The organism is Pseudomonas cremoricolorata DSM 17059 = NBRC 16634 (genome assembly GCF_000425745.1).
GTDB classification, from domain to species: Bacteria; Pseudomonadota; Gammaproteobacteria; order Pseudomonadales; family Pseudomonadaceae; genus Aquipseudomonas; species Aquipseudomonas cremoricolorata.
In genome coordinates this window covers 162,876-185,713 of record NZ_AUEA01000007.1, presented here as the reverse complement: position 1 = coordinate 185,713, position 22,838 = coordinate 162,876, and the positions used below count along the sequence as shown (strand labels likewise).

Sequence of the window (22,838 nt, the reverse complement as noted above, 5' to 3'; positions counted from 1 at the left end):
GTCGTCCTGTGCATCACGCAATAGGCTGTTCATGACGGAATCGACGCCACAACGGTGGCAGGTCCTCGGGCAAAGGCCGATAGGCGCCTATCTCGCCCCAGGCGCCGGGGCCGTGGAAGTCGCTGCCAGCGCTTGCCAGCAGACCGAACTCACGGGTGAGAATCGACATCGTGCCCACCTGCTCGGCAGGCATCATGCCGTTGACCACCTCCAGTGCCTGCCCGCCCGCCTGCAGATAATCGGCGATCAGCCGCCTGCGCTTGCTGCGGGTCAGGTCGTAATGCATGGGATGCGCCAGGCTCACCCATGCATTGGACTCGCGCAGTGTCGCGACAGTTTCCTCAAGGGTCGGCCAGTGCTGCTTGACGTCGCCCAACTTGCCGGCGCCCAGCCATTTGCGAAATGCCTCGCCACGGTCCTTGGCGTGTCCGGCCTGTACCAGGTACTCGGCAAAGTGCGGCCGCGCCGGGGCGTTGTCGCTTGCGCCCTGGGCCTGCTGCAAGGCGCGCGCACCCTCCAGCGTGCCGGGCATGCCTTTTTGCGCCAGGCGCCGATCGATTTCTTCGGCGCGCAGCCAGCGGCCGCGGTGCAGTTTTTCGATGGCCGCGAGCAACGGCGCGGCATCGAGGGGGAAATCATAGCCCAGCACATGGATCGTCGCGCCGTTCCAGGTGCACGACAGCTCGACCCCGCTGATCCAGCGCATGCCCAATGCCGCGCAGCCGGCGCGCGCCTCGGCCAGGCCGTCGAGGGTATCGTGATCGGTCAGGGCGAAGGTCTGCACCCCATGCTCGTGGGCACGGGCGACCAGCGCCGAGGGCGTCAGGGCGCCGTCGGAGGCCGTGCTGTGACAGTGCAGATCAACATTCATGGTGCAGCGCTTTCCCGGGAAACGATGTTTGATATTATGCCGCGACATCCCGCTTCTGGCTGCCACCGTGAAACAATTCATCGATTTCATCCCGCTGTTGCTGTTCTTCATCGTCTACAAGCTCGACCCACGCATGATCGACCTCGCCGGCCACGACTTCGAACTGGGCGGTATCTACAGCGCGACGAAAATCCTCATCGCCAGCTCCGTGGTGGTCTACGGCGCCCTGTTCATTCGCCAGCGCAAGCTGGAAAAGAGCCAGTGGCTGACCCTGCTGGCGTGCCTGCTGTTCGGCGGGCTGACCCTGGCCTTCCACAGCGTTACCTTCCTCAAGTGGAAAGCACCGGTGGTCAACTGGCTGTTCGCCCTGGCCTTCGCCGGCAGCCACTTCATCGGCGACCGGGTGCTGGTCAAGCGCTTCATGGGCCACGCCCTGACCCTGCCCGAGCCGGTCTGGCTGCGGCTGAACCTGGCCTGGGTGGTGTTCTTCCTGTTCTGCGGCGCCGCCAACCTGTACGTGGCGTTCACCTTCGAAAGCTTCTGGGTCGACTTCAAGGTGTTCGGCAGCCTGGCCATGACCGTTATCTTCATGGTTGCCCAAGGTATTTATCTGTCGCGCCACCTGCGCGATTCCGACAATTCCACCCCTAAACCCAAGGACTGACATGCTCTACGCCATCATCGCCAGCGACGTCGAAAACTCCCTGGAAAAACGCCTCGCAGCGCGTCCCGCCCACATCCAGCGCTTGCAGCAGTTGCAGGCCGAAGGCCGCGTGGTGCTGGCCGGTCCTCACCCTGCCATCGACAGCAACGACCCAGGTGCTGCCGGCTTCAGCGGCAGCCTGATCGTCGCCGAGTTCGATTCCCTGGCCGCCGCCCAGGCCTGGGCCGAAGCCGACCCCTACGTGGCCGCCGGGGTCTATCAACAGGTACAGGTCAAACCCTTCAAACAGGTCTTGCCGTGACCTTTGGCGCGATGGGGTTGTCTGTAGCTCAGAGCCTGTTGCCCCAACCCTGATTCGCGCCGAGTAGACCATGAGTGAGCTGTTACTGATTGATGATGACCAGGAACTCTGCGAGTTGCTCGGCAGTTGGCTGAGCCAGGAAGGGTTCGTGGTCCGCGCCTGTCACGACGGCCAGAGCGCCCGTCAGGCCCTGGCCGAGCAGCCGCCGGCGGCGGTGGTGCTGGATGTCATGCTGCCGGACGGCAGTGGTCTTGAGCTGCTCAAGCAGCTGCGCACCGAACACACCGACCTGCCGGTGCTGATGCTCTCGGCCCGTGGCGAGCCACTGGACCGCATCCTTGGTCTTGAACTGGGCGCCGACGATTACCTGGCCAAACCCTGTGACCCCCGCGAGCTGACCGCGCGCCTGCGCGCGGTGCTGCGCCGTAGCCATCCCACCGCAGCCACCACCCAGGTCGAAGTGGGTGATCTGGTGTTCAGCCCGGTACGCGGTGTGGCCAGCATCGACCAGCGGGAAATGACCCTGACCCTTTCGGAAAGCCGCATCCTCGAAGCCTTGCTGCGCCAGCCGGGCGAGCCGCTGGACAAGCAGGAACTGGCGCAACTGGCCCTGGGCCGCAAGCTGACCCTGTACGACCGCAGCCTGGACATGCATGTCAGCAACCTGCGGCGCAAGATCGGCCCACATGCCGATGGCCGCCCGCGGGTGGTGGCGCTGCGCAGTCGCGGCTACTACTACAGCCTGTGACGCAGCGGTGCAGGCGGCAGGCAACGGATGATCTTTACCCTGCCTTTACCCTGCCCTGACTGCGCCTGACTTCCACCTCCCTAGACTGGCCACATCCGGTAAACGCCGGCCCATGACAGGAGAGACACCATGCGCAAGACCCTCATCGCCCTGATGTTCGCCGCCGCCCTGCCCACCGTCGCCATGGCCATGCCAGAAGGCGGTCCGCGCCATGACGGCCCGCCGCACCGCGGTGGCGCACCCTTCGCCCAGCTTGACCTGACCCGCGAGCAACGCCAGCAGATCGACCAACTGATGCGCGATCAGATGCATGAAGGCCGCGAAATCCAGAAACGCTACCTGGAAAAGCTGCCGGCCGCCGAGCAGAAGGCCATGCACGACGAGATCAAGGCCCGTCACGACAAGACCGACAGCGAAATCCGCGGCCTGCTCAAGCCTGAGCAGCAAAAGCGCTTCGATGAGATGCAAAAGGAGCGCGCAGCACGCGCCGCCGAATGGCAAGAGTTCCAGACCTGGAAAGCTGAAAAAGCCAAGAAGGCCCAGTAAGCTGTCAGCCCCACGCCCGACCCTCTAGGGGGTCGGGCTTTTTTCGTTGACTGGAGGTAGCCCGTCTTGCGATCCCTGTTCTGGCGCATTCTTGCCAGTTTCTGGCTGGCCATCGCCCTGGTCGCCGGGCTGTCGCTGCTGCTTGGCCACATGCTCAACCAGGACGCCTGGATTCTCAGTCGCCATCCAGGCCTGAGCGGGCTGGCCAGTGAGTGGACCGAACGCTACGAGCGCGACGGCATCAACGCCGCGCAGCGTTTTCTGGAGCGTCGCAAACAGCGCTACAAGGTCGACGTGCAGGTGCTCAATGACAGCGGCGAAGCCGTGGTGCCGGGCACCTTCCCGCGCCGCGCCGCCGACTTCGAGGCGCGTCAGCACAACGACGACCGGCGCCTGCCGTGGCGGCGACTGACTCAGGAATACACAAGCCCGACCAGCAACGAAACCTACCTGCTGATCTACCGCATCCCACACCCCGAACTCGATGCCTGGCACCGCGACAGCCTGCTCTGGCCGCTGAGCGCGCTGGGTATCGCGCTGGTGGTGCTGACCTTGTTCAGCCTGCTGGTGACGCTGTCGATCACCCGTCCATTGAGCCGCCTGCGTGGCGCCGTACACGACCTCGGCCAGACCAGCTACCAGCAGACCAGCCTGGCGCGGCTGGCCGGCCGGCGCGACGAGTTCGGCGTGCTGGCCAACGACTTCAACAAGATGGGCGCGCGCTTACAGAGCATGATCGCCAGCCAGCGGCAGTTGCTGCGTGACGTGTCCCACGAGCTGCGCTCACCCTTGGCGCGCCTGCGCATCGCCCTGGCGCTGGCCGAGCGGGCCGACGCCGAACAGCGCCAGGCGCTGTGGCCGCGCCTGGCCCGCGAGTGCGACCGCCTGGAAGACCTGATCAGCGAAATTCTCGAGCTGGCGCGGGTCGATGCCGAACAGCCCCACGCCGAGCCGGTCGACCTCAACGCGTTGCTCGGCAGTGTGCGCAAGGATGCCCTGCTCAGCGGCGATGAGCCGGACATTCGCCTGCAGGCCGAGCCAGGCCTGACCCTGCAAGGCTGGCCGGTGCTGGTCGAGCGGGCGCTGGACAACCTGCTGCGCAACGCGGTGCGCTTCAACCCGCCCGGGCAGCCGGTCGAGGTGCACGCCACCGGCGAGCAAGGGCGGATCATCGTCAGCGTGCGCGACCATGGCCCCGGGGTGGCCGAAGAGCATTTGCCGCGCCTGGGCGAGCCGTTCTTCCGCGCCCCAGGGCAACAAGCCTCAGGCCATGGCCTGGGCCTGGCCATCGCCCGCCGCGCAGTGGAGCGCCACGGCGGCCACCTGCATTTGCGCAACCACCCCAATGGCGGCTTCGAAGCGCGGTTGGAGTTGCCGCTGGTGCCGGTGTAGGCGCGCTAGGTTGGGCCGGCGTTGCCGGCCATCGCGACTAACGTCGCTCCTACGGGGATGTGGACTGCCTCACGAGAATTGGACACCTATCCAAGTTTTGAGGGGCAGTCCAGGTGTTGTAGGAGTGAGCGCGCGGTCGACTGCCCCCTCACTCGCCCCACACCTGAACGAAATCGGCCGTATCGAGCACCGGCGCCTGGCGTGGTTCGTTGACTGGGGTGCCGAGGTACAGGTAGCCGATGACTTCTTCGTTGGCGGCCAGGCCCAAGCCCTGATTGACGTGTTCGTCGAAGGCCAGCTCGCCGGTGCGCCAGACCGCGCCGATACCCTGGGCGTGGGCAGCGATGAGCATGCCGTGGGCGGCGCAGCCGGCGGCCAGACGCTGCTCGGAGGCCGGTACCTTGGGGTGCTCGTGCAAGGTGGCGATCACCACCACCAGCAGCGGCGCGCGCAGCGGCATGGCGCGGGCTTTTTCGAGCTTGGCCGGGTGCTCTTCACCCTTGACCTGCAAGGCCTCGGCGAACAACGCGCCGAGGGCGTCGCGGGCCTTGCCCTCGATGCTCAGAAAGCGCCAGGGCCGCAGTTGGCCGTGGTCCGGCGCGCGCAGTGCGGCCTGGTACAGCGCTTCGCGCTGGGCGTCGTTGGGGGCGGGGTCGGTCAGGCGTGCCACGGACACACGGTTGAGCAAAGCGTCGAGAGCCTCCACGGGCTACCCTCCTGGCTGATAAAGGTGTGGGCATTCTGCACCATGCGCCGCCCGCCTGCAGCGGCGCCGTTTACTTCGATCCACCCGCAGGTAGAATGGCGCCCTTTTCCGCGTCCAGTCAGAGCACATCACATGGCGTTGCCGACCCTGCGCATCCTCGGTTTCATCATCGGCATTTTCCTCATCACCCTTGCAGTCAGCATGACCGTGCCGATGGCCACGCTGGTGATGTTCGAGCGCACCGAAGACCTGCCCTCGTTCCTCTGGTCGAGCCTGATCACCCTCGGCGCGGGCCTGGCCCTGGTGCTTCCGGGCAGGCCCGAAGACGTGCATCTGCGCCCGCGCGACATGTACCTGCTGACGGTCAGCAGCTGGGTGGTGGTGTGCATCTTCGCTGCGCTGCCGTTCCTGCTGACCCAGCACATCAGCTACACCAACGCCTTCTTCGAAAGCATGTCCGGCATCACCGCCACTGGCGCCACGGTGCTCAGCGGCCTCGACCACCTGTCGCCGGGCATCCTTATGTGGCGCTCGATGCTGCACTGGCTGGGCGGCATCGGCTTCATCGCCATGGCCGTGGCGATCCTGCCGCTGCTGCGTATCGGCGGCATGCGCCTGTTCCAGACCGAATCGTCGGACCGCTCGGAAAAGGTCATGCCGCGCTCGCACATGGTCGCCAAGTCGATCGTGCTGGTGTACGTCGGCATCACCGTGCTTGGCAGCCTGGCCTTCTGGTGGGCCGGCATGAGCCTGTTCGATGGCATCAACCATGCGATGTCGGCGATCTCTACCGGCGGCTTCTCCACATCCGACCTGTCCCTGGCCAAATGGGACATCCCCGCGGTGCACTGGGTGGCGGTGGTGGTGATGATCTGCGGCAGCCTGCCCTTCACCCTGTACGTGGCGACCTTGCGCGGCAATCGCGGGGCGCTGCTGCGCGATCAGCAGGTGCAGGGTTTGCTCGGCCTGCTGGTGGCGACCTGGGTGGTGCTCGGCACCTGGTACTGGGCCACCACCGACCTGCACTGGCTCGACGCCCTGCGCCACGTGGCGCTGAACGTCACCTCGGTGGTCACCACCACCGGCTTTGCCCTGGGCGACTACAGCCTGTGGGGCAACTTCTCGCTGATGCTGTTCTTCTATCTGGGTTTCATCGGCGGCTGTTCAGGCTCGACCGCAGGTGGCATCAAGATCTTCCGCTTCCAGGTCGCCTACATTCTGCTCAAGGCCAACCTCAACCAGCTGATTCACCCGCGCGCGGTGATCAAGCAGAAGTACAACGGCCACCGTTTGGACGAAGAAATCGTTCGCTCGATTCTGACCTTCTCGTTCTTCTTCGCCATCACCATCTGCGTCATCGCCCTGCTGCTGTCGCTGCTCGGCGTCGACTGGATGACTGCACTGACCGGTGCGGCAGGCACGGTGTCCGGCGTGGGGCCAGGGCTTGGCGAGGTGATCGGCCCGGCCGGCAACTACGCCAGCCTGCCGGATGCGGCGAAATGGATTCTGGCAGGCGGCATGCTGCTGGGCCGCCTGGAAATCATCACCGTGCTGGTGTTGTGCATGCCGGCGTTCTGGCGTCACTGACCCGCGCGCGGTATTCACTGGGGGTGACGTCGAACCAGCGGCGGAACGCCCGGTAGAAATTGCTCGGGTCGGCGAAGCCAAGCAGGTAGGCGGTTTCCAGCAAGGTGGTACCGGGCTGAGCAAGGTACTGCTCGGCCAGCTCGCGGCGGGTGTCGTCGAGCAGCGCCTGGAAACTGGTGCCCTCCTCCTGCAAGCGCCGTTGCAAGGTGCGCTGAGACAGATGCAGGGCCTGGGCCAGGGTTTCGCGTTTCGGTTCGCCCTGGGGCAGGATGCGGCACAGCACCTGGCGCACCCGGTGAGTGACACGGCTGCCGGAAAAACGCGCCAGGTACTCGCCGGCGAAGCGGTCGTGCAGCAGCGCCATGGCCTCGTTGGCCGTGGGCAACGGCAGTTCCATGTCGACGGGGTCGAAGATCAGCGCATCGTGTGCGGCGCCGAAGACCAGCGGCGCGTGGAACGCCGCCTTGTACGGCTCGATGTCCTTGGGTTGCGGCCCTTGCACCAGCACCTGGCGCGGCTCGATCGGCCGCCCGCTGAGCCAGCGACACAAGGCCAGGGCACAGGCCAGCGAGGCTTCGGCACTGTGCCGGGTAGGGATCAGGTGGTCGCCATGCACAGTCAGCCTCAGGGCATAACCTTGTGTACCCAGGGTAAAGGTGAGGTCGGAGCTTTCGGCGATGATGCGCTGGTAACGCACCAGTCGCTCGAAGCCCTCGGCCAGGGTGCGGCTGGACATCAGCGCATAGCCCACCACGTGAAACGAGGCCGGGCGCACCACCCGGGCCATGTTCAGGCCAATGGCGGTGTTGCCTGACAACTCCACCGCCAACTGCCACAAGCGGGTCATGTCATCCTGCGGAAAACGCGCATCGGGGTCATCGAGGGCGGCGAAATCCAGGCCCAACCTGCGAAACATGGCCGGACAGTCCAACCCTTCCAATTCCAGTGCCTTGACGATACCCGAGGCCCAACTGGCCGATGTGGTTCTTTCACTCATAAACGACTGGCCGCGGTTGCGATGATTGCAAAGGATACTCAATTGGCGCTTATTGTCACTGGCCCCTTTGAACAATGACTCTAGACTGCATTCGCGGCGCTTGCCGCATGGACCAGGAGTGCACCGATGGGCACTGCCACGCGTTTTCGGAGTTTCAAAGAGTTCTACCCCTATTACCTCGATGAACACCGCGACAGAACGTGCCGGCGCTTGCACTTCGTCGGCACCACGCTGGTCATCGCCCTGCTCGCCTATGGCATTGGCAGCGGCAACTGGCGAGTACTGCTGGCCGTACCCGTGGCCGGTTATGGCTTCGCCTGGGTCGGGCACTTGTTCTTCGAAAAGAACCGACCGGCCACCTTCACTTATCCCTTCTATAGCCTGATAGCGGACTTTGCGATGTTTCGCGATATCCTGCGCGGCAAAGTCAGCCTGTAGTCATCGGTTTAATGAGTTTCTCCGCTTCTCCCGCAATGGCCCACTACCGCTATGAGCCGCTCGCGCAAGCGCATCGGCGTCTGCTGCAGCAGTTCTATCGCGCCCACGGCTCGGCCATGCGCCCGTCGGGTGAGGCGCAGTTATGGGTCGCACGGGGTCCGCAGATCATTGCCGGGCTCAGCTTGGCAGCGCTGGCCGAGGGCCACTGGCTGACCGGGCTGTTCGTCGACCCGGCCCGGCGCGGCCAAGGCATCGCGCGGGCGCTGATCGGCGCTGCACAGGCGCACAGCCAGGGGCCAACCTGGCTGTTCTGTGATCCAGATTTGCAGGGATTCTATGAAGGGCTGGGTTTCGCCATGGCCGGCACGCTGCCCGAAGCGCTGAACAGCCGTCTGCAGCGCTACCAGCGCAGCAAGGCACTGGTAGCGCTGCATCACCCAGGGGCGTGAGCGGCGCGGTCACTCCCCTGGCTCAGCTCAATGCGCAGGACGGGGCGGTTGGGCTTGCGCAGGGGCCTGCGCTTCGACCTTGTCCTGGGCGTCGACCTCGTCATCGACCTTGCGCGTATGGCCCAGCACGGTGACGTGCTCGGCATCCTTGCCTTCGTCGAACTCCTTCTCGCCCGGGTCTTTGCCCTCGGCCGACATGTGCTCGATCACCGCGTTCATTTCCGCGCCCAGCAGCAGCACGGCAGAGGAGATGTAGAAGTACAGCAACAACACGATGATCGCACCGATGCTGCCGTACATGGCGTTGTAGTCGGCGAAGGTCTTGACGTAGTAGGCAAAGCCCAGCGAGGCGATGATCCACACCACTACGGCCAGCACCGAGCCTGGGGTGATGAAGCGAAACTTCTGTTTCACATCGGGCATGACGTAGTACATCAACGCCACCGCGACCATCATCAGCAGGATGATCACTGGCCAGCGCAGGATCGTCCACAGCACCACGATGAACTCCTGAATGCCGATCTGCGCGGCGATCCACTCCATCACCTGCGGGCCCAGCACCATCAGCGCCGCTGCGGCCAGAAGCATGCCGGCAATCCCTATGGTGTAGAGGATCGACAGCGGAATACGCTTCCAGATCGGCCGGCCTTCGGGCACATCGTAGGCGGCGTTCATCGCGCTCATCATCAGCCGCACGCCGGCAGACGCCGTCCACAGGGCAATGACGATACCCACCGACACCAGCCCACCTTTCGATTGCTGCAACTGGTCGATGACCGGATTGATCGACTCCAGCGCCTGCGGCGGCAGCACCAGTTCGGTTTGCAGGCGCAGCCAGGAGAAGAAGTCCGGCAGGTGCAGGAAACCGATCAGGGCGATCAGGAACAGCAGGAACGGGAACAGCGAGAACAACATCTGGTACGCCAACGCCGAGGCGTAGGTTGGCATTTCGTCGTCAAGAAATTCATTGACCGTGCGGATCAGCACGCGGTGCAGGGGCAGGCCTTGCAGGACGGGGAAAATCATAGCGTCTCCTTTCGTCGCTTGATCATCATGGGGCAGACCCACCGGATGGCCTGATAATAGGTAACAGGGCAATAGACAGCGCGCAGGCTATAAGTGCTCAGCTCAATGCGACGCCGGCTTATGCCAGATACGAACAAGGGCCGCAATGCGGCCCTTGTTCAGTGAAGACTACGACGCTTACTTCTTCACGGCGTCCTTGACGTCGCCGACGACTTTCTGCGCCTTGCCCTTGGTTTCCTGGGCAGCGCCTTCGACTTGCATCTTGTCGCTGTCGACAGCCTTGCCGACGCCTTGTTTGACTTTGCCCGCAACTTCATTCGCCGTGCCTTTGATTTTGTCACCAGTACCGCTCATGGCAGATCTCCTGAACATTAAAAGACACGCTCACCGTGTCGACAATCAGTGGACTTGGCCGCGTTTGCAAAGGTTTCATGTTTTTTTGCCCCACTGCGCGAGCGGTTGTTTCAGGCCGTTGCAGCGGCGCTTGCCGGGCCAGAGCCAGCCCCGCACAATGCCGGCTCTTTGAAGCGTCAACCCGCAGGAACATGCATGAAACTCGATAAACCCGCTGCCATCGAACGCCGCAATGCCGAGCTGACCCGCCCGGTGCTGACCCGCGACAACACCCTGTTCGCCATTCTCGACGGCAAACGCAACCTCTGGTGGTTCGAAGTGCCGGTGGCGCTGTTGCGCAAAGGCCAGCCTGACTGGGTCAACCTGCTGCTGCACTCCCCCGAAGACGACACGCTGCAGCACATCAAGGTGCCGATCAACTACCTGCGTGCGCACCTCGAGCAACTGGAAGTGCGCAAACCGGGCAAGCGGCGCTCGACCATCAGCCTGGCGCTGAGCGCCGACCGCGATTCACGGTTGCGCGACACCCGTCCGGGTGGCGAGCAACTGGACTTCAGCGGTTTCGTGCAGGACTGATCAGGCCTTCTCGATGCGATCGTCATGGATGACGATCAGGCCCTGCTTGAACAACGCGCCGATGGCTTTCTTGAAATTGCCCTTGCTGACGTTGAACAGCTGGCTGATCACCTGCGGGTCGCTCTTGTCGCAGACCTCGAGCATGCCGCCTGCGGCCTCGAGGCGCGCCATGATCTGCGCCTGCAAACCGTCGGCCAGCGCCTGACCGACCGGTTGCAGGCTCAGGGCGATCTTGCCGTCACCGCGCAGTTCCTTGATATAGCCCTGCTCGCGCATGCCCGAGCGGAGGAACTTGAACACCTCGTTCTTGTGGATCAGGCCCCAATGACGATTGTTGATGATGGCTTTGAAACCCATCGGGGTTTCCCCGGCCACCAGCAGCTCGACGGCCTGGCCGACCTGGTAATTGGCCGGGGTGAGATCGAGGTAGCGGTCCAGGCGGGCGGTGGCGGTGATGCGCCGGGTGCGCTTGTCGAGGTAGGCATGCACCACGCAATACTCGCCGATTTTCAGCGGCCGCGACTCTTCCGAATACGGCATGAGCAGGTCCTTGGGCAGGCCCCAGTCGAGGAAGATCCCTGCGCCGTTGATGTCCTTGACCTTGAGGCTGGCGAACTCGCCCACCTGCACCTTGGGTCTTTCGGTGGTGGCGATCAGCTTGTCTTCGCTGTCCAGGTAGAGGAAAACGTTGAGCCAGTCTTCCTCCTCCGTGGGGGTGTCCTTGGGAATGTAGCGCCGGGGCAGGAGGATCTCGCCGTCCGCGCCGCCATCCAGGTACAGGCCAAAGTCAGTATGTTTAACGATTTGCAAGCTGTTGAAGCGGCCAAGCAGAGCCATTTTTCGCTGATCCTCGAGACAAGGCGCTCATTCTAGCACCGCAACCCGTGGCTGCTGCCAATCGGCCCTTGCACGGAACCTGCGAGCGAGCGACGCCTCTACCACCCTGTCAGCCATTGCAAGGATCGCCCCCATGCCTGAACGCCTGCGCACGCTGCTGGTATCGCTGCTGCTGTTGCTGCTGTGCAGCGCCTGCACGCGCATTGACCTGGCCTACCGCAACCTCGACGTGCTGGTGCCGTGGTCGCTCGACAGCTACCTGAACATGAACCGCGAGCAGAAGCGCTGGTTCGACGAACGGCTCAAGCAGCACCTGGCCTGGCACTGCCAGACGCAACTGCCGGGGTATCTGCAGTGGCTCGACCAACTGCAGCAAATGGTCGCCGACGATCAAGTCACCGAATCGAACCTGCGTCAGCGCAGCGACGAAGCGCGTGAGGCTATCGCTCGCCTCAGCGAAGCGGTGACGCCCTCGGCGGTCGAGCTGCTGACAGGCATGAGCGACAGCCAGGTCGAAGAGATGCGGGTGGCGTTTGCCAATGACATCCGCGAACGCCAGGCCGAATACGTCGATACGCCGCTGGCCGAACAGGTGAGCAGCCGCGCACAACGCATGCAAAAGCGCCTGAAACCGTGGCTGGGGCCGCTCAGCCCGGCGCAGCGGGCGCGGGTGACGCAATGGTCGCAGGCCCTGGGTGACCAGAACAGCCAATGGATCGCCAACCGTGAACACTGGCAGCAGCAACTGCTACGGGCCGTGCAGGACCGCCAGCAGGCTGATTTCCCGGCGCGCGTCGCGCAGCTGCTGCAACACAAGGAAAGCCTGTGGACACCGCAGTACCAGGCCGCCTTCGAGAACACCGAACGCGAGGCGCGCAGCCTGATCGTCGACCTGGTGCAGCAAAGCACCCCGGCCCAGCGTCAGCAGCTGCAGAACAAACTGGGCCAGGTGCGCCAGGACTTCAGCCAACTCAAATGCCTGAAGTCCTGAGCGCCGCGGCGCCTCAACCGGCGGCCAGCGCCGCCGGCCGTGCCCGCCCCGAGTGCTGCTGTTCAAGCTGCATGCAGCATTCAAGGAACTGGAACATGCAGTCGTAGCTTTTGCAGATGGCCTTGCGCAGTTCCGTGCGCAGCGCCTGCGAGGGTTGCTCGCCAACCAGGGTGCAGATGATTTCCAGCGCTTCCCACGGGTGCGCATCGTCGTACTGGGCGTGCATCTTCAGCCACTTCATGGCGCGCTTGCGTTGCTCTTCCGGGAAGCCTTCGGCATACACGCCCTCGGCGCAGACCACTGCCGACCACTCACCCGTGGCACCCTCGATGGCGTAGTTGGTGGCGGCCATGGCCACGGCCAGCGACTCGGTGGTGCAGACTCGCCAGCACCAGTCGTTGAGCGCATGCAGCTGCGGCGGCACGTCCTGTTCCTGCAAGTCGTGCAGATGTACCCCGTGGGCCTGGCACCAGTTCACCCAGTAGTCGGCATGGTTGAGTTCGACGCGAATGTTGCGCATCAGCCAGCGCCGCGCCAGGTCTTCACCGGGGTGGCGAGCGTAGCGGGTCTTGCCCAGGTTGTGCGCCATGTACAGGGAGAACTGCTCGACCACCGGCCAGCCGCCGATGAGGAACTGGCGCACCGTGCTGGCGCGCAGGCTGCCATCGCGCAAGCGTCGGTAGAACTCGTGCTCGACCACCCGGCGTTTGCTTTCCCGGCAGTCTTCAAGCATCTGCTGGGCCCAGACTGGATAACTGGTGGGGTCCATCAATGGCCCAACCCGAACGAATCCGTCGATCACTTTCAGCTCCTTGGTTGCCAGAGGCATAGGTATACGCAGTTCAACGCAAAGTGCCGGGGGCACGTTGGATCGCCGGGCTGGCGGTCTTGCGCTGACGCTGCAGAGTGTCGCAGGTGAACGCCTGCGGCCGTTCGATCACATAACCTTGTGCATAATCCACGCCGATATCCTGCAAGGCCTGCTCGATCAGCGGTGTTTCGACGAATTCGGCGATGGTGCGTTTGCCCATGACATGGCCGATGTGGTTGATCACCTCCACCATAGCCCGGTTGATCGGATCATCAAGCATGTCCTTGACGAAGCTGCCATCGATCTTGAGGAAATCCACCGGCAAGTGCTTGAGGTAGGCGAACGACGACATGCCGGCGCAGAAGTCGTCCAGGGAAAAGCGGCAGCCAAGCCCCTTGAGGTCATTGATGAAGCGAATCGCGCTGCCCAGGTTGGTGATGGCCGTGGTTTCGGTGATCTCGAAGCAGATCATCTGCGGCGGCACGCGGTATTTGGCGAACAACTGCTGCAAGTAGTCGAGGAACTGCTCATCGCCAATGCTCGAACCCGACAGGTTGATCGCACACATCGCCAGCGCTTGTTTGGGGGAGGTGTGCATGCATTGCTGGATGACCTTGAACACGTTGAGCACCACCCAGCGGTCGAGGGCGGTGATCAACCCGTAGCGCTCGGCGGCTGGAATGAAGCTGTCGGGCAGGATCATGCGCCCGCTTTCATCGCGCAGGCGCAGAAGGATCTCGATGTGGCCCGGCCCATCGTCGGCCTTGAGCGGGGCGATTTCCTGGGCGTAGAGAGTGAAACGGTTTTCTTCCAGCGCCACGTGCAGGCGCTGGATCCAGGCCATCTCGCCGAAACGCAGCGACAGCTCGGTGTCGTCGGCGTGGTACACATGCACGCGGTTGCGGCCCTTTTCCTTGGCCATGTAGCACGCCATGTCGGCGGCGCGCAGCGAGGCTTCCAGGGTGCCGGGCAGCGCCGTGATGTGCACCAGGCCAATACTGATGGTGGTCTGAAAGGCCCTGCCCTTCCACACGAACTGCAGGCTCTGTACGGCCTGGCGCAGCTGTTCGGCGATGCGCTCGGCCTGCTCGGGCGGGCAGTTCTCCAGCAACACACCGAACTCGTCGCCGCCCAGCCGGGCCAGAGTGTCGCCCTCGCGCAGCCCGGCCTGCAGCACCGCGCAGATATGCCGCAGCAGCTCATCGCCGGCTGCGTGGCCACTGGTGTCGTTGACCAGCTTGAACTGATCGAGGTCGAGGAACATCAGCGAGTGGCGCCCGCTTAGCCGCGCCTGGGCGTTGAGGATCTGCTCCAGGCGGTATTCGAACTCGCGGCGGTTGGCCAGCCCGGTGAGGGCGTCATGGGTGGCCTGCCACGAAAGGTTGGCGATGTACTGGCGCTCCTGGGTCATGTCATGCAGCACCAGCACGATACCGCTGACCTGCCCGTCGGCGATGATCGGCGAGCCGACCAGGTTCACCGACACGCTGCTGCCATCGAGCCGCTGCACCAGCCGTGCATGTTCGCCGCCTGCCAGCAGGCTACCGCTGAGCACTTGCTCGACCAGACTGCGGCCATCGTGTGCAGCGCTTTCGTCGAGCAGGCTGAACAACGCGGCCAGGGGCAGGCCCTGGGCCTGTTCGGCCTGCCAATGGGTGAGCTGTTCGGCTGCCGGATTCATGTAGGCGATCCCGCCCTCGACATCGGTGGTGATCACCGCATCACCGATCGAGGCCAAGGTGATCTGCGCCCGCTCCTTCTCAAGCTCCAGGGCCGCCGCGATCATCTGCCGCTGGCGCAGCAGCTTGCTGGAACGCCGCCAGGCCATGGTGATGAGGAACAGCGCGGTCACCAGGTTGGTGATCAGCAGGCCGCGCAAGAGCATGCGCGAGCCCTCGCCCAGCGCATCGCTGAAGGCTTTCGCCGCCGGGGTGACGCCTTCGTTGAGGGCGACGATGCGGTTGCGCCAGTAGGCCTCCTGCTCGGCGCTGGGCGGGCCATCGGCGAAGGCGCTGCGCATGTCCTGGGCGAGGGTGTCGAGCTGGCTCAGGTAACGGTCGCCGGTGTCCCAGTAGTCCACGGCGCGCTGCATGTAGCTGATGCCGCTGAAGTACTGATAGAACCAGATGATGCGGGTGACATCGTCGGGGTGGTTGCCGCCTTGCAGGATGCCCTCGCGAGCCGCCCTCAGGTCGGGCGGCGACAGATCCAGCGCCGCGCGCATGGCGCGGTCGCCGCGCGGCACCACGGTTGCCTGGCGGTAGCGTTGCAGATGACGCGGGTCGCGGGTTTCGACATACAGGCTGAGGTAATAGATGGCATCTTTCTGCGCCTTGGACCACAGGCTTTCCCCGGCCACATAGGCACGCATCGCCGACATGGCATAAAGGCTGGCGCTGCCCAGCAGCACCTGAAACACCACCACGGCGATGAACGGCCAGATGATGCCCAGCAGCTTGCTTGCCCCCTGCGTGCGATTTCCTTGCATATCGCTTCCCACTGCGGCCGCCAGGGCGCGGAATTGGCCTGACAGGGCACAGCGTAGGACATTTGCAATCGCCGCGAGCAATTTCGCATGGGCCGCGCGGAACCTGCCGCTACCGCCCCCTGCACGGCGCAATCAGCCTTCAGCTCTGCTGCAAATGCCCATACAGCTTGGCATACAGCCCGCCTTCGGCGATCAGCTGCTGATGGTCGCCATCCTCGGCCACCCGCCCGCCATCGAACACCAGCACCCGATCAGCCTGTTTCACCGCCGACAGGCGGTGGGCGATGATCAGCGTGGTGCGGCCACTGAGGAACTGCGCCATAGCCAGGTGCAGGTTGTACTCGGTGGCCGCATCCAATGCCGAGGTGGCTTCGTCGAGAATCACCACTTTCGGCTGGGCAAGAATCATCCGGGCAATCGCCAGGCGCTGGCGCTGGCCGCCAGACAAGCGCACGCCAGAACGGCCGACCACGCTGTCCAGGCCATCGGGCAAGGCGGCGATGGTGCTGTCGAGCTGAGCGATCTGCAGCGCCTGCCAGCAGGCCTGGTCGGTGCAGTCGCGGCCCATGGTCAGGTTGGCGCGCACGGTGTCATTGAACAGCGAGGGGTGCTGCAACACCACGGCGACGTTTTCGCGCAGGTTATCGAGGCCGATCTCCTGCAAGCTGGCGCCGCCGAAGCGAATGCTACCGGCCTGGGCGCTGTACAAGCCCAGCAGCAGCTGCACCAGGGTGCTCTTGCCGCCGCCGCTGGCGCCGACGATGGCCACTTTCTCGCCCGCCGCGATGGACAGGTCGAGGTGGTCGAGCACCGGCTCGCCGGCGTAGGCGAAGCGCAGGTCACGCACCTCGATACCGACCGTGTCGCGGTTGGCGAACGGGTCGCTGGCGGCGGCGTACTGCGGTTCGTCGGCACGCGCCAACAGTTCGTTGACCCGGCCCAGTGCGCCATCGGCGGCGTAGTAGGCGTATTGCAGATTGAGCAGTTGCTCGACCGGACCGATCATGAACCACAGGTAGCTGAACACCGCCAGCATCTGGCCGATGGACAGGTCGGAGAAGACCACGGTGAGCATGGCCGCGGCGCGGAAGATGTCGATGCCGAACTGGAACAACAAGCCGCTGGCGCGTCCGCTGGCATCGCTCTTCCACTGCGAAGCACTGGCAAAATCGCGCACTTCCCGGGCGCGCACGCCGAGGCGACCGAGGAAGTAGCCCTGTCGGTTGCCGGCACGGATTTCCTGAATACCTTCCAGGGTTTCGGCCAGCGCCTGGGTGAAGCGCCCGGTGCTGTCGTTCTCCAGGCGCTTGAGGTGCTTGACGCGTTTGCCCAACTGCACGGTGAGGTAGATCACCAGGGGGTTGAACAACAGGATCAGCAGCGCCAGCTGCCATTGCATCCACACCAGAATGGCGGCGATACCGACCAGAGTGACCGTGGCGACCAGAAAGCGGCTGAGGGTCTCGCCGACGAATTTGTCCAGGGTGTCGAGGTCGGTCACCAGGTGCGTGGTGACCGTGCCGCTGCCCAGGCTTTCGTATTCCTTGAGGGAGATCCGCTTGAGCCGTTCGATCAGGCGTATACGCAAGCGGTACACGATGTCCTTGGCCAGCCCGGCGAACAGCTTGGCCTGCAGCACGTTGCAGGCCAGCGCTCCCAGGCGCAACAGCGCGGTCAGCAGTAGCATCAGGCCGATATAGCCGGCCGCCACCTGCCAACTGTCGGGCAGCAGTCGGTTCATCCACTGCAGCGCGGTGTCGCCGTTGTGCAGCAGCACTTCATCGACCAGCAGCGGCAGCAGTAACGGGATCGGCACGCTGCAGCAGGCTGCCAGCACCGCCACCAGGTTGGCGGTCCACAGACGCTTGCGCCGCAGCAGGGCTAGACGGCGGATTTCCTTCCAGCTCAGCCGGTCAGCGGCGGGCGGCGCGGGCGCGACGGGCTCGGGCGAGCCGGGCAGGTCAAGCACAGGCAGCCTGTTGCAGCCAACGGGCCAGCAGCGGGGCCAAGTGTTCGAGGGGCTGATAGCCGTTGGTCAGCAAGGCCAGTTGGCCATTGCGCTCGGCCAGCAAGGTGGGAAAGCCGGCGATGCCCAGGCTCTGTACCCAGGTGAAGTCGGCTTCGGTCGCGGCGCGGATGGCGTCGCTGTTGAACGCCTCGGCAAAGCCGCTGCGCTCGAGCCCCACCTGCTCGGCCAGCTCCACCAGTTGCGGGGCGCGGGTGATGTCCTGGCCCTGCTGGTAGAACGCCTGCTGCATGGCTGCCAGCAACGGCCAGACCCAGCCCGGCTCGATCGCTCGGGCAGCGACCAGCGCGCGGCAGGCAGGCTCGGTGTCGTACACGAAGCCGTCGGGCATGGCGCCTTCGAAGCGGAAGGTCTGTCCGGTGGCGTCACTCACCGCCTGCCAGTGTTCGAGGATATAGCCGCGGGTGGCGGCATCCAGCGCGCCGGCGCCGCGGCGCAGCCCTCCGGGCACGATGTGCGTCGACACGCCTGCGGCCGCGGCCTGGGCGATCAGCGCCTCGGCCACCGGGGCGAAACCCCAGCACCAGGAGCACATCGGGTCCATCACGTAGAGCAGGCGTGCAGTCATGGCTCAGGCCTCGGCTTTGTAGTTGAAACCAATCGGGTGCGGCAGGTTGCGGGCCTTGGCCAGCTCGATCTGCTTTTGCCGGTCGATGGCGCTGCGTCGGGTTTTCTCGCTCAGGGTGTCCCAGCAATGCGGGCAACTGACGCCAGGTGAGTAATGCGGGGACTCACGGTCGGCGGCGTCGACTGGATGGCGGCAGGCATGGCACTGGTCGTATTCGCCTTCGCTGAGGTCGTGACGCACCGTCACGCGGTTGTCGAACACGAAGCAGTCGCCTTGCCACAGGCTGTCTTCCTGGGGCACTTCCTCGAAGTATTTAAGGATGCCGCCCTTGAGATGATAGACCTCTTCGAAGCCTTCGCCGAGCATGTAGCTGGAGGCCTTCTCGCAACGAATGCCGCCGGTGCAGAACATCGCCACCTTCTTGTGCTTGCTGGGGTCGAAGTGGGCCTTGATGTAGTCGGGAAACTCGCGGAACGATTCGGTCTTGGGGTCGACCGCGCCCTGGAAGGTGCCGATGGCCACTTCGTAATCGTTGCGGGTGTCGATCAGCAGCACTTCAGGGTCGCTGATCAGCGCGTTCCAGTCCTTGGGCTCGACGTAGGTGCCGACCGTATGGTTGGGGTCCACGCCCGGCACGCCGAGGGTGACGATCTCTTTCTTGAGCTTGACCTTGGTGCGGTAGAACGGCTGCTCGTCGCAGTAGCTTTCCTTGTGGTCGATGTCGACCAGGCGCGGGTCGTTGCGCAGCCAGGCGAGCAGGCCATCGATGCCTTCGCGGCTGCCCGACACCGTGCCATTGATGCCTTCCAGGGCCAGCAGCAGCGTGCCCTTGACGCCATGCTGATTCATGCAGGCCAGCAGCGGCTCACGCAACTCGACGTAATCTTCCAGGGTGACGAACTTGTACAGCGCCGCCACGACGATAGCTTGGGACATGCTCTTGCTTCTCCAGGTGGTCACCCTCGTAAGGGGCGGACCGGATTGATGAACGGGACACGTGAAAACGCCACCAGCGGGAGCTACCCGCTGGTGGCGTCGATAACGAAGGCGCGAATTCTAGCAGAACAGCCCGCGTGAATCAGTGCCCGCCGCCGGCGCACACCGGCGAGGCCGGCGCTGCACCGACCTTGGCCCATTCCTCGGGGGTGTAGGTATGGATCGCCAGGGCGTGGATCTGGCCCATCAGCTCGCCCATGGTGGCGTACACCTGCTGGTGGCGCTTGACGCTGTTCAGGCCAGCGAACTGCTCGCTGACGATCACCGCCTTGTAGTGGGTTTGCTGGCCACGGCTGTGCATGTGGCTTTCGTCCAGCACATCAAGGTACTGCGGGGCCAGCGCGGCCAGTTGCTGCTCGATGCGTTGCTGCATGCTCATCGCGCGTTACTCACTTCTTCGCCGGGGCTGCGGCCTTGCCGGCGTTGGGGTCGAGTTCCTTGGTCATGTCTTCGAGCAGCTTGTTCACGGTAGGCACCGCAGGCTCCAGGCTCTGCTGGGTCAGCTGCGCCGACTGCTGAGTGACTTTGGGCATTTCACGCAGCACTTTGCGGCCCAGGGGCGATTCGTAGAACTTGACCAGGTCTTTGAGTTCGGCCTCGGTGAAGGTGGCGGTGTACAGGTTGACCATCTTCGGCTTGAGCTTGTTCCAGCCGATGGCGTTGTCCAGCGCTGCGTTGGCCTTGGCCTGGTAGCTGTCGAGCACCGACTTCTTGGAGGCAGGTGCCTTGGTCTGCTCGAAGCGTTGCGCGAACATCTGCTGAACCTGCATGTACACCGGAGTGCCGAGCTTGTCAGCGTTGGCCAGGGTCAGGAATTTCTCGGCAGCCGCGTTGTGGCTGGGCGTGGCGGCGAGTACCTGGCCACTGACACAAACCAGGGCGACGGCGGCACAGAGGGCGCGGAGACGGGTCATCGCATTTCCTTCAATTGGACGGGGGTAAAAAGCAGAGCATTCTGCGCCGCAAACGGCACGCTGCTCAAGTGGGACGAAGAGCGATTGAACCGCTCATTCGACAGAGGGCCTAAACTGCGGTTTCGCACGACAAAGGAGTGAACGCAGCATGAGCCGTATCGAGACAGACAGCCTTGGCCAGGTCGAAGTTCCTGAACAGGCCTACTGGGGCGCGCAGACCCAACGCTCACTGATCAATTTCGCCATTGGTCAGCAACGCATGCCGCGTGAGGTGATCCACGCCCTGGCGCTGATCAAGAAGGCCGCCGCGCGGGTCAATGACCGCAACGGCGACCTGCCGGCCGACATCGCCCGGCTCATCGAACAGGCCGCCGACGAAGTGCTGGCCGGCAAACACGATGATCAGTTCCCCCTGGTGGTGTGGCAGACCGGCAGCGGCACGCAGAGCAACATGAACGTCAACGAGGTGATCGCCGGACGCGCCAACGAACTGGCCGGCAACCCGCGTGGCGGCAAGAGCCCGGTGCACCCCAACGATCACGTCAACCGTTCGCAGAGCTCCAACGACTGCTTCCCCACCGCCATGCACATCGCCACGGCCCAGGCGGTGTATGGCCGGCTGCTGCCGGCGATCGCCGAACTGTCGGCGGGTCTGGCCGAACAGTCGGCGCGCCATCACGACCTGGTCAAGACCGGTCGCACGCACATGATGGATGCCACACCGATCACCTTCGGCCAGGAGCTGTCGGCTTTCGTCGCCCAGCTCGACTATGCCCAGGCGGCGATCCGCGCCAGCCTGCCGCCGGTCTGCGAGCTGGCCCAGGGCGGCACGGCCGTGGGCACCGGGCTGAACGCCCCGCAAGGCTTCGCCGAAGCCATCGCCGCCGAGCTGGCGGCATTGTCCGGGTTGCCGTTCGTCAGTGCGCCGAACAAGTTCGCTGCGCTGGCCGGGCATGAACCATTGACCAGTCTGGGCGGCGGTCTGAAAACCCTGGCCGTGGCCCTGATGAAAATCGCCAACGACCTGCGCCTGCTCGGTTCCGGTCCCCGTGGCGGCCTGGCCGAAGTGCGCCTGCCGGCCAACGAGCCGGGCAGTTCGATCATGCCCGGCAAGGTCAACCCGACCCAGTGCGAGGCGCTGTCGATGCTCGCCTGCCAGGTGCTGGGCAACGATGCCACCATCGGCTTCGCCGCAAGCCAGGGGCACTTGCAACTGAACGTGTTCAAGCCGGTGATCATTCACAACCTGTTGCAATCGATCGAACTGCTGGCCGATGGCGCGCGCAACTTCCAGCAGCACTGCATCGCAGGCATGGAGCCCGACGCCGAGCAGATGGCCGCGCACCTGGAGCGTGGGCTGATGCTGGTGACTGCGCTGAACCCGCACATCGGCTACGACAAGTCGGCGGAAATCGCCAAGAAGGCCTATGCCGAAGGGCTGACCCTGCGTGAGGCGGCGCTGGCGCTGGGCTACCTGAGCGATGCGCAGTTCGATGAATGGGTCAAGCCGCAGAACATGCTCGCCCCTGGCGCCAAGGGCTGAGTGGGCCGGGCGGCCATCTGGCCGCCCTCCTCTACCTTCACGACCGCGCCATACGCACCCGGCGCGCTCGCCAACCCGCGACCAGCGAAGGCCCCAGGGCCACCAGCGCAGAGCCTGCGACCACCGTCATCGCGCCCAGATAGCCCAGCGCGTTGAGCTGTTCGCTGTGCACATAAGCCGGCCACAGCTGCGCCGCAGCGGCCACCGCCAGCAATGTCACCAGTGGCGTCAGCGCCAGGGTCGCGCTGACCCGCGACGCCTGCCAATGGGCCAGGGCCTCGGCGAAAGCGCCATAGGCCACCAAGGTGTTCAGGCAACAGGCCAGCAGCAGCCATTTTTGCAGGGTATCGAGCTGCAGCATCTCGAGCGGATGCGCCCAGGGCGTGAGCAGCGCCGCGCAGCCCAGGTAGATCACCAGCATCACCTGCTGGGAATTCCACACGGTCAGCAGCTGCTTTTGGCTCAGGGCGTAAAACACCCAGATGCTGGTGGCCAGAAGGATGGTCAGCACCCCACGGGTGTAGACCCCGAGCGAGGTCAGCAGCTCGTCCAGGCGCTGGTTGAAGAACAGCCCGAACCCGCCCAGCAGAATCACCAGGCCCAGCACTTGACCGACACTGAAGCGTTCCTTGAACACGAACACGCTGGCCACCAGCAACAGCACTGGGCCGATCTGCACCACCAGTTGCGCGGTGCCGGGGCTGAGCAGGTTGAGGCCCACCAGGTACAGCACGTAGTTGCCCAGCAGACCGAAGATCGCCAGGCCCACCAGGCCCAGCCGCCGACGCCCCAGGCCGTGGAAACTCGGCAGCCGACGCTGGGCCGTCAGCCACAGCAGCAACAGGCTGCCGGAGACCAGCAAGCGGTACCAGGTGACGGTGATCGGGTCCATGACGGTCAGCACTTGCTTGAGCTTGATTGGCAGGATGCCCCACAGCAGCACGGTCAATAGCGCCAGGAACAGGCCGTGCAGCCAACGGCCCGAGGTGATGTGCATGGTGGCCTCGAT

General features: G+C 64.4%; 25 protein-coding genes. 11 read left to right on the top strand and 14 right to left on the bottom strand.

Annotation, left to right across the window (positions count from 1 at the left end; translation table 11 throughout):
* Positions 1-13: 13 nt before the first annotated feature.
* Positions 14-871 (bottom strand): PHP domain-containing protein, encoded by an 858-nt coding sequence (locus H618_RS0109525; RefSeq protein WP_028694857.1) that lies wholly within the window; start codon positions 869-871, stop codon positions 14-16.
* Positions 872-938: 67 nt separating this feature from the next.
* Between H618_RS0109525 and H618_RS0109520 the strand changes: the two genes are divergently transcribed.
* From H618_RS0109520 to H618_RS0109500, 5 genes are all read left to right on the top strand, one after another.
* Positions 939-1,535 carry a septation protein A gene (locus tag H618_RS0109520; RefSeq protein ID WP_028694856.1) on the top strand — a complete coding sequence of 199 codons (597 nt, stop codon included), beginning with the start codon at positions 939-941 and terminating at the stop codon, positions 1,533-1,535.
* A 1-nt stretch (position 1,536) separates the two neighbouring features.
* Positions 1,537-1,836 (top strand): YciI family protein, encoded by a 300-nt coding sequence (locus H618_RS0109515; protein WP_028694855.1) that lies wholly within the window; start codon positions 1,537-1,539, stop codon positions 1,834-1,836.
* A 70-nt stretch (positions 1,837-1,906) separates the two neighbouring features.
* Positions 1,907-2,584, top strand: a complete 678-nt coding sequence (locus tag H618_RS0109510) for a response regulator transcription factor (RefSeq protein WP_028694854.1) — start codon at positions 1,907-1,909, stop codon at positions 2,582-2,584.
* 129 nt (positions 2,585-2,713) lie between these two features.
* Complete coding sequence (locus tag H618_RS0109505; protein ID WP_028694853.1) at positions 2,714-3,130, top strand: Spy/CpxP family protein refolding chaperone; 417 nt, start codon at positions 2,714-2,716, stop codon at positions 3,128-3,130.
* 66 nt (positions 3,131-3,196) lie between these two features.
* Complete coding sequence (locus tag H618_RS0109500) at positions 3,197-4,522, top strand: sensor histidine kinase (protein WP_028694852.1); 1,326 nt, start codon at positions 3,197-3,199, stop codon at positions 4,520-4,522.
* A gap of 148 nt (positions 4,523-4,670) precedes the next feature.
* On the opposite strand, the gene H618_RS0109495 is transcribed toward H618_RS0109500, so the two are convergent.
* Entirely contained in the window at positions 4,671-5,228 is a 558-nt protein-coding gene (locus H618_RS0109495; protein ID WP_028694851.1) for a nitroreductase family protein, read from the bottom strand.
* Between the two features lie 132 nt (positions 5,229-5,360).
* Here H618_RS0109495 and H618_RS0109490 point away from each other — a divergent pair, with 132 nt between their 5' ends.
* Positions 5,361-6,815, top strand: coding sequence for a TrkH family potassium uptake protein (locus H618_RS0109490; RefSeq protein ID WP_028694850.1), 1,455 nt, complete (start codon positions 5,361-5,363; stop codon positions 6,813-6,815).
* On the opposite strand, the gene H618_RS0109485 is transcribed toward H618_RS0109490, so the two are convergent.
* The gene (locus tag H618_RS0109485) at positions 6,772-7,812 is read right to left on the bottom strand and encodes an AraC family transcriptional regulator (RefSeq protein ID WP_028694849.1); all 1,041 of its coding nucleotides are present in this window, start codon (positions 7,810-7,812) and stop codon (positions 6,772-6,774) included. The genes H618_RS0109490 and H618_RS0109485 overlap by 44 nt on opposite strands.
* Positions 7,813-7,938: 126 nt before the next feature.
* On the opposite strand from H618_RS0109485, the gene H618_RS0109480 reads away from it, so the two are divergent.
* Together H618_RS0109480 and H618_RS0109475 are read left to right on the top strand one after the other, a co-directional pair.
* Positions 7,939-8,250 (top strand): Mpo1-like protein, encoded by a 312-nt coding sequence (locus tag H618_RS0109480; RefSeq protein ID WP_028694848.1) that lies wholly within the window; start codon positions 7,939-7,941, stop codon positions 8,248-8,250.
* A 35-nt stretch (positions 8,251-8,285) separates the two neighbouring features.
* Positions 8,286-8,699: a GNAT family N-acetyltransferase gene (locus H618_RS0109475; RefSeq protein WP_028694847.1), complete on the top strand. Its 414-nt coding sequence runs from the start codon at positions 8,286-8,288 to the stop codon at positions 8,697-8,699.
* 27 nt (positions 8,700-8,726) lie between these two features.
* On the opposite strand, the gene H618_RS21505 is transcribed toward H618_RS0109475, so the two are convergent.
* On the bottom strand, positions 8,727-9,725 hold the full coding sequence (locus tag H618_RS21505; RefSeq protein WP_245586764.1) for a YihY/virulence factor BrkB family protein: 999 nt from the start codon (positions 9,723-9,725) through the stop codon (positions 8,727-8,729).
* Positions 9,726-9,902: 177 nt separating this feature from the next.
* Complete coding sequence (locus H618_RS22410; RefSeq protein WP_081673746.1) at positions 9,903-10,079, bottom strand: CsbD family protein; 177 nt, start codon at positions 10,077-10,079, stop codon at positions 9,903-9,905.
* Between the two features lie 195 nt (positions 10,080-10,274).
* Here H618_RS22410 and H618_RS0109460 point away from each other — a divergent pair, with 195 nt between their 5' ends.
* Positions 10,275-10,655 (top strand): hypothetical protein, encoded by a 381-nt coding sequence (locus tag H618_RS0109460; RefSeq protein ID WP_028694846.1) that lies wholly within the window; start codon positions 10,275-10,277, stop codon positions 10,653-10,655.
* Here the strand turns inward: H618_RS0109460 and H618_RS0109455 are convergent, their stop codons facing one another.
* Complete coding sequence (locus H618_RS0109455) at positions 10,656-11,492, bottom strand: CvfB family protein (protein ID WP_028694845.1); 837 nt, start codon at positions 11,490-11,492, stop codon at positions 10,656-10,658.
* Positions 11,493-11,625: 133 nt separating this feature from the next.
* Here H618_RS0109455 and H618_RS0109450 point away from each other — a divergent pair, with 133 nt between their 5' ends.
* Positions 11,626-12,483, top strand: a complete 858-nt coding sequence (locus tag H618_RS0109450) for a DUF6279 family lipoprotein (RefSeq protein WP_028694844.1) — start codon at positions 11,626-11,628, stop codon at positions 12,481-12,483.
* Between the two features lie 13 nt (positions 12,484-12,496).
* On the opposite strand, the gene H618_RS0109445 is transcribed toward H618_RS0109450, so the two are convergent.
* The 7 genes from H618_RS0109445 to H618_RS0109415 form a co-directional block, all read right to left on the bottom strand.
* Positions 12,497-13,285, bottom strand: coding sequence for an iron-containing redox enzyme family protein (locus tag H618_RS0109445; protein ID WP_028694843.1), 789 nt, complete (start codon positions 13,283-13,285; stop codon positions 12,497-12,499).
* Positions 13,286-13,325: 40 nt separating this feature from the next.
* A complete protein-coding gene (locus tag H618_RS0109440; protein WP_028694842.1) occupies positions 13,326-15,782 on the bottom strand; it encodes an EAL domain-containing protein in 2,457 nt (818 codons plus the stop codon).
* Between the two features lie 139 nt (positions 15,783-15,921).
* Positions 15,922-17,751 (bottom strand): ABC transporter ATP-binding protein, encoded by a 1,830-nt coding sequence (locus H618_RS0109435; RefSeq protein WP_028694841.1) that lies wholly within the window; start codon positions 17,749-17,751, stop codon positions 15,922-15,924.
* On the bottom strand, positions 17,744-18,376 hold the full coding sequence (locus H618_RS0109430) for a DsbA family protein (RefSeq protein WP_028694840.1): 633 nt from the start codon (positions 18,374-18,376) through the stop codon (positions 17,744-17,746). The genes H618_RS0109435 and H618_RS0109430 overlap by 8 nt, the downstream gene beginning before the upstream one ends.
* A gap of 3 nt (positions 18,377-18,379) precedes the next feature.
* Positions 18,380-19,312 carry an oxygen-dependent tRNA uridine(34) hydroxylase TrhO gene (gene trhO, locus H618_RS0109425; RefSeq protein ID WP_028694839.1) on the bottom strand — a complete coding sequence of 311 codons (933 nt, stop codon included), beginning with the start codon at positions 19,310-19,312 and terminating at the stop codon, positions 18,380-18,382.
* Between the two features lie 142 nt (positions 19,313-19,454).
* Complete coding sequence (locus H618_RS0109420; RefSeq protein ID WP_028694838.1) at positions 19,455-19,751, bottom strand: BolA family protein; 297 nt, start codon at positions 19,749-19,751, stop codon at positions 19,455-19,457.
* A gap of 10 nt (positions 19,752-19,761) precedes the next feature.
* The gene (locus H618_RS0109415; RefSeq protein ID WP_028694837.1) at positions 19,762-20,286 is read right to left on the bottom strand and encodes a DUF2059 domain-containing protein; all 525 of its coding nucleotides are present in this window, start codon (positions 20,284-20,286) and stop codon (positions 19,762-19,764) included.
* A 148-nt stretch (positions 20,287-20,434) separates the two neighbouring features.
* Here H618_RS0109415 and H618_RS0109410 point away from each other — a divergent pair, with 148 nt between their 5' ends.
* Positions 20,435-21,829: a class II fumarate hydratase gene (locus H618_RS0109410; RefSeq protein ID WP_028694836.1), complete on the top strand. Its 1,395-nt coding sequence runs from the start codon at positions 20,435-20,437 to the stop codon at positions 21,827-21,829.
* A 37-nt stretch (positions 21,830-21,866) separates the two neighbouring features.
* Here the strand turns inward: H618_RS0109410 and H618_RS0109405 are convergent, their stop codons facing one another.
* On the bottom strand, positions 21,867-22,826 hold the full coding sequence (locus H618_RS0109405) for a DMT family transporter (protein WP_028694835.1): 960 nt from the start codon (positions 22,824-22,826) through the stop codon (positions 21,867-21,869).
* Positions 22,827-22,838 lie beyond the last annotated feature (12 nt).